Origin of the sequence: Streptomyces sp. NPDC050619, from assembly GCF_040654815.1 — a bacterium.
GTDB lineage: Bacteria > Actinomycetota > Actinomycetes > Streptomycetales > Streptomycetaceae > Streptomyces.
Genome location: NZ_JBFAIR010000032.1, coordinates 45,706 through 57,116, shown reverse-complemented (window position 1 = coordinate 57,116; position 11,411 = coordinate 45,706). Strand labels below are relative to the sequence as shown.

Here is an 11,411-nt window from a genome sequence, read left to right as displayed (position 1 = left end):
TTCAGCGTAGGCCCAGCGCGGGACCGGAAGATGCCGCCAGTCCGCGTCAGGCCGCCCGGACCGTGCGTTCCGCCGCCTGGTGGGCACACGCGCGCCGGGCGGCCGTACGGCGGCGCAGGAAGCGCGGCAGCGGGAGGGCGAGGTTGACGAAGCCTTCCGCCTGCATCGCGGCGAAGCCGATGCGCGGCAGGTCGCCGGAGGCGCGGTAGACGACGAAGCGGGGCTCCCAGCGGGGCTGGAACTTGGCGTTGAACTTGTACAGGGACTCGATCTGGAACCACCGGGAGAGGAAGACCAGCAGCCCCCGCCAGGCGCGCAGCACCGGGCCCGCGCCGATCTTCTCGCCGCGCGCCAGTGCCGAGCGGAACATCGCGAAGTTGAGCGACATGCGCGTGATGCCGAGGCGGGGGGCCGCCTGGAGGGCCGCCACGATCAGCAGCTCGTTCATGCCCGGGTCGGCCGAGCGGTCGCGCCGCATCAGGTCCAGGGAGGCGCCGTCCGTGCCCCACGGCACGAAGTGGAGGATCGCCTTGAGGTCGCCGTACGCCCCCGGCCGGTCGTCCGCCTTGTGGGCCGTGGCGATGAGGCAGTCGCCGTCGGCGGCGTCGCCGATGCGGCCCAGGGCCATGGAGAAACCGCGTTCGGTGTCGGTGCCGCGCCAGTCGTCGGCGGCGCGGCGGATCCGCTCCAGCTCGGCCTCGCCGATGTCACGGACGCGTCGTACCCGGGTCTCGTAACCGGCCCGCTCGATGCGCTTGACCATCTGGCGGACATTGCGCATCGCGCGGCCGGCGAGGGAGAAATCCGCGACGTCCACCACCGCCTCGTCGCCCAGTTCGAGGGCGTCGAGACCGGTCTCGCGGGTCCAGACCTCGCCGCCGGTCTCGGAGCAGCCCATGACGGCGGGGGTCCAGGAGTGGGCTCTGGCCTCGTCCATGAAGCGCTCGATGGCGCCCGGCCAGGCCTCCACGTCGCCGATCGGGTCACCGCTGGCGAGCATCACGCCGGACACGACGCGGTAGGTCACCGCCGCCTTGCCGCTGGGCGAGAAGACGACTGCCTTGTCGCGGCGCAGTGCGAAGTGGCCGAGGGAGTCGCGGCCGCCGTGCTTGTCCAGCAGCGCCCGCAGCCTGCTCTCGTCCTCCTGGGTCAGCCGCGCGGCCGGGTGCTCGGGCCGGAAGGCCAGGTAGATCGTGGTGATGGCGGTGAGCAGGCCCAGGGCGCCCAGGGAGACGGCGACGGTCCATGACGTGGGGCCCTGGTAGTCGACCGGGCCCTCGAAGCCGAACAGGCCGTACAGGACGTGCGTAATGCGATCGGCCACGCTCGGATCGCCGACCATGTGCCTCGAGTGGACGCTGACGATGATCAGTCCGAGGACGAGGGAACCGGCGCCCATGAGGACGAAGTTGGCGAGCGCGCGCCACCGGCTGCGCGGGTCGGGCAGCGCCGCGAACTGGTCGCGGTGGCGCAGCAGTGGGACGAGCAGGGCGAGCGAGATCAGCGCCCCCACGGGCGAGTGGCGGTACGTGAACTGGGCCACTGCCCCCGCCGGGAGCAGTACCAGCGCCAAGCGCCAGGCCCGGCGCTTGGCGCGCTTGAGGCCGTGGGCGAGCAGCAGCAACAGGACGCCGGCGCTGAGCGAGAGCGCGGCCGCGAACGGGCCGAGCGCGCCGGGCAGCACCTCGGCCATGGTGTGCATACGGCTGTGCCTGAAGCGTGGGAAGACGCCCGCGGCGATGTCCAGGAGGCCCACGAGGGCACAGGCTCTGCCGACGAGGGCGGGGACAGCCTCGGGCCGCGGACCACGGATGACCCGCCCCACTCGGTGTGATCGGGTCGGAACCGAGCCCGACATTTCCTCATCTGTCCTGACAGACATCGCATCCCGTAGTTCTTGCGAGAGACCTTGAATCCGGTGCCGATTCGGGCATCCGGCGACATTGCGCCCTCTAGGACGGTGTCTTGGAGGTGCCGGTTCACTCACCTTCTCAAAACCGGTTCAAAGGCTGAGGAAAGTCCCGGACAAGTCCTGGCAGGCAGAAAGCGACCCATGGGTCTCACGAGCAACAAGGTGTTGGTACTGGCGGTCCTGTCCGCCGTACTGCTGTTCGTCGGCACGGTATGGCTGTGGCCGCGGCTGGCGCGGCGGAACTGGCGGGCCGTCGGCGGACGCGTCGGCCTCCTGCTCGCCACTCAACTGGCGCTCTTCCTGTCGCTGGGGCTGGCCGCCAACCAGGCCTTCGGCTTCTACGCCTCCTGGGCGGACCTCTTCGGGCAGGAGACCGACCAGGGAGTGGTCGTCGACCACACCGGGCGCGTCGGTTCCGGCGGCCCTCTTCAGGTGATCGACACGCGGCGGGTGAAGGACGCCGGCAGTTTCCCGCCGCGGTCCGGCGGCCGGATCCAGCAGGTCGAGATCACGGGCCGTACGACGCACATCGCCACGCGCGCGTACGTGTATCTGCCGCCGGAGTACTTCCAGTCGCGGTATCGCACCCGGACGTTTCCCGCGGCCGTCGTCCTGACCGGTTATCCGGGTACGGCTCTGGCGCTGGTGGACAAGCTTCAGTACCCGCGCACGGCTTCGGACCTCGCCAAGGACGGCCGTATGCAGCCGATGATCCTGGTGATGCTCCGGCCGACGGTGGCGCCGCCGCGGGACACGGAGTGCGTGGACATCCCGGGCGGCCCGCAGACCGAGTCGTTCTTCGCCAGGGACCTGCCCGACGCCGTACTCGCGCACTACAGGGTGGGCAAAAAGCCCGGCAGTTGGGGCATCATCGGCGACTCCACGGGCGGCTACTGCGCGCTGAAGCTCGCCATGCACCACCCCGGGGTGTACGCCGCCGGGGCGGGCCTGTCGGCGTACTACGACGCGCCCGTCGACCCCACCACGGGCGACCTCTTCCACGGCGACAGGCGGGTGCGCGACCGCGCGAACCTGTGGTGGTACCTCAAGCACATGCCCGCCCCCGACACTTCACTGCTCGTCACCAGCAGCAAGATCGGCGAGTCCAACCACAAGGACACCCTGAAGTTCATAGAGCGGGTGAAGGACACCGGGCTGACGCGGATCTCGTCGATCATCCTCGAAAGCGGCGGGCACAACTTCAACACCTGGCGGCGGGAGATTCCGGCGACGCTCCAGTGGATCAGCGGGCGGCTGAGCGACCGCTGAAAATGATCTTGTGTTTCCTGTCGTTCTTGCCATTCCTGTCGAATTCTGCGGCGGATCCGATTCCTGATGGCGCGTGAAGGCATCGGGATGGCTGGGTTTTTGTGGGGCGGGGCACCATGATTCCCCTACGCGCGGTAAGTTTCTGGCCATGCCACGTGGACGTCACCGCCATTCCCCGCCCTTGCACAGGCTGCTGCCCCCGTCGGCGATAGCCGGCGTCTCTTTCGTCTGCGCGCTCGGCCCCTGGGTGTTCACGGAGCAGACGGTGCTTCGTGGTCTGGCCGCGGCCGCCGCGGCGACGGCGGTCGTCGGTGCGGTCGTCATGCGCCGCTGGGACACGCAGGCGGGCAAGCAGGTCGCCGACCTCACGCGCGCGCGTGCGAGCGACGAGTGGCGCAACGAGGAGCGGGTCGCCGAACTGGAGACCGACCTGGAGGAGTCGCGCGAGGTGCGCGTCAAGCTGGAACAGCGGCTGCGGGCGAAGCGCACGGAACTGGCGGGCCTGCGCAACGAACACGCGGCGCTGCTGCGTCGGTACGCCACGGCGGAGACCGAGCGGGCGAGCGCCCTGGAGGGCCGCCGACTGCTGGAGATAGAGGCGTCGGCTCCGGCGACGCGCGAGTTGCTGCCGGCGCCGGTCGAGTCCGTGGAAGTGAAGGCGGAGGAGGCGGGGGCCGACGCGGGTGCGGAGGTGGCCGCGGCGGAAGAGGAATCAACGGTTCCGGCAATCTTCTCGCCGGACGGTTCCAAGCTGTTCCGGCGGGCGGGGGCGGCGCTGAAGAAGTTCGACGTGGAAAGCGACGCTTCGCCTCAGAGCGATGGTTCTCCGAAAGGCGACGGTTCCTCGAAGGGCGACGGCTCCCCGAATGGTGACGGTACGTCGGGTGTGAACGGGGCCGGGGCCGCGAAGGGCGAGCCGGTGAAGTCGGTAGAGGCGGTGCAGGCGGATTCCGCCCCGGCCGAGGCCGCCGCCGCACCAGCGGAGGCCGCGCCGGAGGACGAGGCGCAGGGGAAGCCCAAGGCGGTCGACGGGCATGAGCGCGCGACCGCCATCACTTCGGCCAAGGCGCTCCAGCCCGCCCGGCAGCCCACCGGGCACTTCATCGCGCCGACCGCGGTGGCGGTCGTACCGCCGACGCCCGCGCGGCGTCCCGCGGTCGAGGGCGGCTTCGACTTCTTCGGTGCGAAGCAGGAGGCCGGGCCGGCCGCCCTGGAGGCCGTGCAGAACGAGGACCTCGCCGATGTGGTGGGCCAGGAGGCGCTCGCCCTCCACAAGGCCGAGTCCGAGGCCCAGTTCAAGCCGGCGGACGAGGAGTCGCGGGGCGTCGGCCAGGTGATCGACCTGACGGCTCACGACGAGACGGAGCAGATCGACGTACAGGGGCTGCGGAGCGCGGTTTCGTAGCGCTGGCGCGGCTTGGACCCCATGGCTTGGACCCCACGGCTAGGACGCCATCCAGCGGTCCGGTCGCGCGTCCTTCCGTCCCGTCCGGGACCTCTCCGCCTGCCCGCGCAGCAGCTTCGCGGCCTCCTGAGCGTCCCGTAGCCGCGCTGTCACGGTCTTGTTGGCCCCCGTGTCCACGTGCACGTCGGCGACTCGCCAGACGCGCTGCCAGGGCCCTTGTGCGAGCCGCACGCTCTGCACCTTCGCGTGCGGTACGAGCGACAGGCTCCGCCGCAGCAGCCCGTGCCGGGCCGCGAACACCGCGTCGGTGACGACGAGTCCGTTGCCCCGCCACCACACCGGCACGCACCACCGCGCCCGCCCCGGCGGGCGGGACAGTGCCGACAGGGGTGGCACGGTCACCCCGGGCAGCACGCGCGCGACGACCGATTCGGCGACCTCCCGTGGAGCGACCGGCAGCAGCACGGAGTTGGACGATCCCGCCACGTCCAGCTCCACCCGCACCCAGCCGCGCCTGCGCCACAGCGGCGGCTCCACGATCCGTACGGTCTGCACGCGCCCCGGTGGCACCGTCTCGTGCGAACGGTCCAGCAGCCCGTGGTCGATGCGCAGCCCGTCCGGCGACTCGCCCACCGTCCAGTCGTACTCGCCGACGAACCGCCCCACACTGCTCGCGCCCGCCGCGCCCAGCAGCGGCAGCGCGGTCGCGAGGACCGTCCACACGCTTTCGGTGGCCAGCCACAGCACGGACGGTACGACCAGCGCGGCGGCCAGCGTGCCCCAGGTCGCGCCGGTCAGCAGCAACGAGACGGCGAGGACGCCCGGCGGCACGCGCAGCAGCTCGCGGGACGGCGCCTCGCCCACCTCGTGCGCGGTCTCGGGCGCGAAACCGGCGGCGCGCGCGAGGAGTTCCGCGCGCAGCGCACGCGCCTCGTCCTCGCCCAGGAAGGCGAGCTCGTCCTTCTTGTCCGTGCCGACGACGTCGAGTTTGAGCTTCGCGACACCCGCGACCCGCCCGAGCAGCGGCCGGGTGACGTCGACGGCCTGGATCCGCTCGAGGCGGATGTGCGCGGTGCGCCGGAACAGCAGACCGGTACGGATGCGCAGTTCCGACTCGGTCACCGCGAAGTGGGTGAACCACCAGGTCAGAAAGCCGTAGAGGGCCGCGGCCGGGACGAACACGGCGAGGCCGATCAGCAGGGTGGCCGTGGTCAGCCGGGTCAGCTGCTCCTGCGTCTGGTTCGGATCGTGCGCCGCCCAGCCGATGATCACGGCGATCGGCGCCCACGCTCGCCTGAGCGGCGTCACGGGGTGCAGCCGCCGCTCGATGAGGGGCGGCTTCTCGGGTACGTCGCCCTCGACGCCCGGCGCCGTCACAGCCCCGCCGATCGGGCCTCGCCGAGCTCGGTGAGCCGGTCGCGCAGCCGTTCCGCCTCGGCCGGATCGAGGCCGGGGATGGTGGCGTCGGTCGCCGCGGCCGCCGTGTGCAGCTGCACGCCGGCCAGCCGGAAGCGGCGCGCGACGGGCCCCGAGGTGACCTCGACCAGCTGCATCCGGCCGTACGGCACCACGGTCTCCTCCTGCCACAGCACGCCCCGGCTGATCAGCAGGTCGTCGGCGCGCTCGGCGTACCGCCAGGAGCGCCAGTTGCGGCCGAGCAGCACCCAGCCCCACGCCATCAGGGCCAGCGGCAGCAGCGCGAAGACGGCCCAGACCGGGCCTGCCGTCAGCCCCAGCAGCAGCCCGATGGCGACGGCCAGCAGCCCCAGCCACACCACCAGCAACAGCCGTCGCATGGTCAGCAACCTCCGCGGAAGCCCGGTCCAGACCGGTTCGTCCCCCGCGGTCCCCGTGTTCTGCGTGCTCCCCGTCTCCATACGGCCAGCGTACGTAGGGGAGACTGGGTCCATGACTCCTACGACGGAGACCATGGTCGGTATCGGCGGCGCCGCGGAGAGCACCGACATGGTGCTCAACATCGGCCCCCAGCACCCGTCCACGCACGGCGTGCTGCGGCTCCGCCTCGTCCTGGACGGGGAGCGCATCATGCGCGCGGAGCCGGTGATCGGCTATATGCACCGCGGCGCGGAGAAACTGTTCGAGGCCCGCGACTACCGCCAGATCATCATGCTCGCCAACCGCCACGACTGGCTGTCGGCCTTCTCGAACGAGCTGGGCGTGGTCCTCGCCGTGGAGCGGATGCTCGGCATGGAGGTCCCCACGCGCGCGGTGTGGACGCGCACGCTGCTCGCCGAGCTGAACCGGGTCCTGAACCACCTGATGTTCCTGGGGTCGTATCCCCTGGAGCTGGGCGGCATCACGCCGGTCTTCTACGCGTTCCGGGAGCGCGAGGTCCTCCAGAACGTCATGGAGGAGGTCTCCGGCGGCCGTATGCACTACATGTTCAACCGTGTCGGCGGCCTCAAGGAGGACCTGCCGGCCGGCTGGTCCGCACGCGCGCGTGCCGCCGTCGCCGCAGTGCGCTCCCGCATGGACCGCTTCGACGATCTGGTGCTCGGCAACGAGATCTTCCGGGGGCGCACCCGGGGCGTGGGCGCGCTCACACCGGAGGCCGTGCACGCCTACGGCGTGAGCGGGCCGATCGCGCGCGGCTCGGGCGTCGACTTCGACCTGCGCCGGGACGAGCCGTATCTCGCCTACGGGGAGCTTCAGGACACCCTCAAGGTCGTCACCCGGCAGGAAGGCGACTGTCTCGCCCGCTTCGAGGTCCTCCTGGAGCAGACGCACATCGCCCTCGACCTCGCCGACGCCTGCCTCGACCGGCTCGCCGAGCTGCCGCCCGGTCCGATCAACCAGCGGCTCCCGAAGGTCCTGAAGGCACCCGAGGGCCACACGTACGCGTGGACCGAGAATCCGCTCGGCATCAACGGCTACTACCTCGTCAGCAAGGGCGAGAAGACCCCGTACCGGCTGAAGCTGCGCTCCGCCTCGTACAACAACATCCAGGCGCTGGTGGAGCTGCTGCCCGGGACGCTGGTTTCGGACATGGTGGCGATCCTGGGGTCACTGTTCTTCGTGGTCGGGGACATCGACAAGTAGGCCGTCGAGGCCGACCGGCTGGAGCAGCCAGCCGAAGTCGCCGAGTCCGCCCGCCGCGGTCAGCTCGGCGGCCTCTGAGGCGCTCGCGAGGGCGCGTAGGTACTGCGCGGGCTGTGTGGACGCCAGGGCGAGCGGGGGGCGTGCGCCCGTGATGCCCAGGGTGCGCAGTGCCTCGCGCTGCGGCAGCAGGCGCGCGCCGGGGAGCGCGCAGGCGTCCAGTGCCACATGCGCCGTGATGTCGCAGGAGCCGTCCGGCACGGGCGCCGTCTCACGCCCCTGACGGAAGCCGGTGAGCGTACCGAAGGGCGGGCGCGCGTGCGCGGTGTGCGCGTAGTCGACGGCGACGGCGAGCCCCCGGTCGAGCGCCGAGACCGTCGACGCCCACGCCTCGTCCCTGGGCAGACCGATCTCCGCCCGCAGTCCCTCCTCGCCCGGCAGCGGCCACCACCGCGCGAGCCACTGCGCCTGCGCGCCGGAGACGGGCTCCCCGAGCCGCTCCCGCCCGTCCTCCCGGACGAGCACCAGCCGCGGCACGCCCGCGGAGTCCACCTCGGCGACCTCCACGGGGACGTTGTCCAGCCACTCGTTGGCGAACAGCAGCCCGGTGACGCCCCGCGGGGGCTCGGCCGACCACTCGATCCGGTGATCGAGGCCCTCCGGGCGATCGGCGATCTCGACGGCGTACCCGCGCGCGCGGGAGGCCACCTCGGCGGGCAGCGCGGCCAGCACCCCGGCGACCAGCTCGCCCCGCCCCGCGCCCATGTCGACGAAGGCGAGCGCCTCCGGCCGCCCCAGCGCCTCGTCGACCCGGCACAGCAACCGGGCCACGGCCTCGGCGAACAGCGCCGAGGCGTGCACCGACGTACGGAAGTGCCCGGCCGGCCCCTCGGGCCCGCGATAGAAGCCGTCCGGCCCGTACAGCGCGGCTTCCGCCGCCGCCCGCCAGCCGAGCCACACGCATGCTTCGTCCTCCGTCACGCGGCCAGGTTAGGCACACAGAGGAACGGAGCCTCCACCTTGCGGAGTATGCGGGCGGGGTACGGATCGGCCCTCCGGTTGACCCCTGCACGCATCACACGTCCCTACGCTGGGTTACGTGCAGCGCCTCTACGACTTCCTCCGCAGGCATCCGACATGGCTGGACAGCTTCTGGGCCGTCTTCCTCCTCGGGATCTCGGTGGTGAGCGAGACCGCCCGTCAGGAGTCCCGGGGGTCCGACTCCGAGGCGGTGGTCGTCCCGATCGTCCTTCTGCTGTGCCTGGTGATCGCGCTGCGCCGGCGCATGCCGGAGAAGATGCTGCTGCTGGCCATCGGGCTCGGCGTGGCGCAGGTCGCGCTGGACGTCGAGACCAGGGCCGCGGACTTCGCCCTGCTGGTGATCGTCTACACCGTGGCCGCGACGGGCGCCCGCTGGGCCTCCCGGCTCTCCCTGGCCACCGGCCTGTGCGCGGCCCTCGTGGCACAGTCGCGCTGGCCGAACGACGACACGAGCGCGCTGGGCAACATCGCGATAGTGATCTTCCAGACGGTGCCGTTCGCGCTGGCCTGGGTGCTCGGCGACTCGATCCGCACCCGCCGCGCCTACTTCGCGGAGCTGGAGGAGCGGGCCGCGCGCCTGGAGAAGGAGCGCGCGGCGCAGTCCAAAGTCGCGGTCGCCGCCGAGCGCGCCCGGATCGCGCGCGAGCTGCACGACGTCGTCGCGCACAACGTGTCGGTGATGGTGGTCCAGGCCGACGGCGCCGCCTACGTCCTCGACGCCGCCCCCGACCAGGCGAAGAAGGCCCTGGAGACGATCTCCTCCACCGGCCGCCAGGCCCTCGCCGAGATGCGCCGCCTGCTGGGTGTCCTGCGCACCGGCGAGCACCAGGAGGGCGGCGAGTACGTCCCGCAGCCCGACGTCGAGCAGATCGAGGACCTCGTCGAGCAGTGCCGCCGTTCCGGGCTGCCCGTCGACTTCAAGATCGAGGGCACCCCGCGCCCGCTGCCCAGCGGCGTCGAGCTCACCGCGTACCGCATCGTGCAGGAGGCGCTGACCAATACGCGCAAGCACGGCGGGCCCGACGCGGGCGCCAGCGTCCGCCTGGTCTACTTCGACGACGGACTCGGTCTCCTCGTGGAGGACGACGGCAAGGGCGCCCCGCACGAGCTGTACGAGGAGGGCGGCGTCGACGGCGCCGGCCACGGCCTGATCGGCATGCGCGAGCGGGTCGGCATGGTCGGCGGCACCCTGGACGCGGGGCCGCGCCCGGGCGGAGGATTCCGCATCAGCGCCCTGCTCCCGCTCAAACCCGCGCACTGACGCCGACGCACACACCTTGTTGACACCTGTAACGGCCCCGAAGACGGACATGGAAGAGGACCCCCGATGACGATCCGCGTGATGCTCGTCGACGACCAGGTGCTGCTGCGCACCGGGTTCCGGATGGTGCTTGCCGCCCAGCCGGACATGGAGGTCGTCGCGGAGGCGGGCGACGGTGTCGAGGCCCTCGAGGTGCTGCGGGCGACCACTGTGGACGTGGTGCTGATGGACGTCCGCATGCCGAAGCTCGACGGCGTGGAGGCCACCCGCCGCATCTGCTCGGGGCCCAACCCGCCGAAGGTGCTGATCCTGACCACCTTCGACCTCGACGAGTACGCCTTCTCGGGGCTGAAGGCGGGCGCCTCCGGCTTCATGCTGAAGGACGTACCGCCCGGCGAGCTCCTGACCGCCATCCGCTCCGTGCACAGCGGAGACGCCGTCGTGGCCCCGTCGACCACCCGGCGCCTCCTGGACCGCTTCGCGCCGATGCTGCCCGCCACCGGCAAGGAGCCCCAGCACAAGGAGCTGGAGCGGCTCACCGGTCGTGAGCGGGAGGTCATGGTGCTGGTCGCCCAGGGACTGTCCAACGGCGAGATCGCGGCCCGGCTCGTGCTCTCCGAGGCGACGGTCAAGACCCATGTGGGCCGCATCCTGACCAAGCTGGGGCTGCGGGACCGGGTGCAGGTGGTCGTCCTGGCGTACGAGACGGGGCTGGTGCGGGCGGGGGGCCAGGGCTGAGCCCGGGGACGTGACCTTCACGTAATGGGCGCCCACTAGGGTCTGCGCATGCTCCTGTGGATCAACGGCCCTTTCGGCGGCGGCAAGACACAGACCGCACATGAGATCCAGCGGCGCCTGCCCGGCAGTGTCATCTGCGACCCCGAGCACGCTGGCTTCGGCCTGCGCCGCATGCTCCCGCCCGACCTGCGCGGAAACTTCCAGGACCTGACGTCCTGGCGGCAGGGTGTCGTCGAGGTTCTGGACCTCGCCCTCACCAAGCATGACGGCGTGGTGATCGCCCCGATGACCGTCACGGACTCCGTCTGCTTCGAGGAGACCGTCGGCCGGCTGGGCGAACTGGGTCATGACGTACGGCACTTCACGCTCCTCGCCGAGCGCGAGACCGTCCTGAGACGGCTGCACGAGCGCGGCTTCGGACACCTCCTTCAGTACGTCGCCGGGAAGAACGCGGGTCTGCGCAAGGAGACTTGGGCCGTGCGGCAGCTCGATCACTGCCTGGAGCGGCTGAGCGAGCCGGAGTTCGCCGAGCATCTGTGGACCGACCACTCGACCGTGCCGAAGACGGCGGACCGCATCGCCGTCCTGGCCGGGCTCACGCTCAGCCCGAACAACGAGGGCGCGCTGCGGACGCGGCTCAGGCAGGTGCGGGTCGGGCTGCGGCACATCCGGTTCGACTGACGGGTCGCCGGAGGGCTGCCTCAATGGAGGGCTGCCTCGGAGGGCTG

10 protein-coding genes are annotated in these 11,411 nt (G+C 71.5%); 6 read left to right on the top strand and 4 right to left on the bottom strand.

Features of this window, described 5'->3' with window-relative positions:
* Positions 1–46 precede the first annotated feature (46 nt).
* The gene (locus AB0I77_RS39020; protein ID WP_363287552.1) at positions 47–1,858 is read right to left on the bottom strand and encodes a phosphatidylglycerol lysyltransferase domain-containing protein; all 1,812 of its coding nucleotides are present in this window, start codon (positions 1,856–1,858) and stop codon (positions 47–49) included.
* A gap of 195 nt (positions 1,859–2,053) precedes the next feature.
* Here AB0I77_RS39020 and AB0I77_RS39015 point away from each other — a divergent pair, with 195 nt between their 5' ends.
* Positions 2,054–3,181 carry an alpha/beta hydrolase-fold protein gene (locus AB0I77_RS39015; RefSeq protein WP_363287551.1) on the top strand — a complete coding sequence of 376 codons (1,128 nt, stop codon included), beginning with the start codon at positions 2,054–2,056 and terminating at the stop codon, positions 3,179–3,181.
* 148 nt (positions 3,182–3,329) lie between these two features.
* On the top strand, positions 3,330–4,586 hold the full coding sequence (locus tag AB0I77_RS39010; RefSeq protein WP_363287550.1) for a hypothetical protein: 1,257 nt from the start codon (positions 3,330–3,332) through the stop codon (positions 4,584–4,586).
* Between the two features lie 39 nt (positions 4,587–4,625).
* Here AB0I77_RS39010 and AB0I77_RS39005 read toward each other — a convergent pair whose 3' ends face one another.
* Both AB0I77_RS39005 and AB0I77_RS39000 read right to left on the bottom strand, forming a co-directional pair.
* Complete coding sequence (locus AB0I77_RS39005) at positions 4,626–5,963, bottom strand: PH domain-containing protein (protein WP_363287549.1); 1,338 nt, start codon at positions 5,961–5,963, stop codon at positions 4,626–4,628.
* The gene (locus AB0I77_RS39000) at positions 5,960–6,463 is read right to left on the bottom strand and encodes a PH domain-containing protein (protein WP_363287548.1); all 504 of its coding nucleotides are present in this window, start codon (positions 6,461–6,463) and stop codon (positions 5,960–5,962) included. Before AB0I77_RS39000 ends, AB0I77_RS39005 begins: the two co-directional genes overlap by 4 nt.
* Positions 6,464–6,494: 31 nt before the next feature.
* On the opposite strand from AB0I77_RS39000, the gene AB0I77_RS38995 reads away from it, so the two are divergent.
* The gene (locus AB0I77_RS38995) at positions 6,495–7,646 is read left to right on the top strand and encodes an NADH-quinone oxidoreductase subunit D (RefSeq protein ID WP_363287547.1); all 1,152 of its coding nucleotides are present in this window, start codon (positions 6,495–6,497) and stop codon (positions 7,644–7,646) included.
* Here AB0I77_RS38995 and AB0I77_RS38990 read toward each other — a convergent pair.
* Positions 7,611–8,624, bottom strand: coding sequence for an SAM-dependent methyltransferase (locus AB0I77_RS38990; RefSeq protein ID WP_363287546.1), 1,014 nt, complete (start codon positions 8,622–8,624; stop codon positions 7,611–7,613). The two genes, AB0I77_RS38995 and AB0I77_RS38990, sit on opposite strands and share 36 nt — an antisense overlap.
* A 118-nt stretch (positions 8,625–8,742) precedes the next feature.
* Here AB0I77_RS38990 and AB0I77_RS38985 point away from each other — a divergent pair, with 118 nt between their 5' ends.
* The 3 genes from AB0I77_RS38985 (at position 8,743) to AB0I77_RS38975 (ending at position 11,364) form a co-directional block, all read left to right on the top strand.
* Positions 8,743–9,945: a sensor histidine kinase gene (locus AB0I77_RS38985; protein ID WP_363287545.1), complete on the top strand. Its 1,203-nt coding sequence runs from the start codon at positions 8,743–8,745 to the stop codon at positions 9,943–9,945.
* Positions 9,946–10,011: 66 nt separating this feature from the next.
* Positions 10,012–10,683, top strand: a complete 672-nt coding sequence (locus AB0I77_RS38980) for a response regulator transcription factor (RefSeq protein WP_363287544.1) — start codon at positions 10,012–10,014, stop codon at positions 10,681–10,683.
* Positions 10,684–10,731: 48 nt separating this feature from the next.
* Positions 10,732–11,364, top strand: a complete 633-nt coding sequence (locus tag AB0I77_RS38975; protein ID WP_363287543.1) for an ATP-binding protein — start codon at positions 10,732–10,734, stop codon at positions 11,362–11,364.
* Positions 11,365–11,411 lie beyond the last annotated feature (47 nt).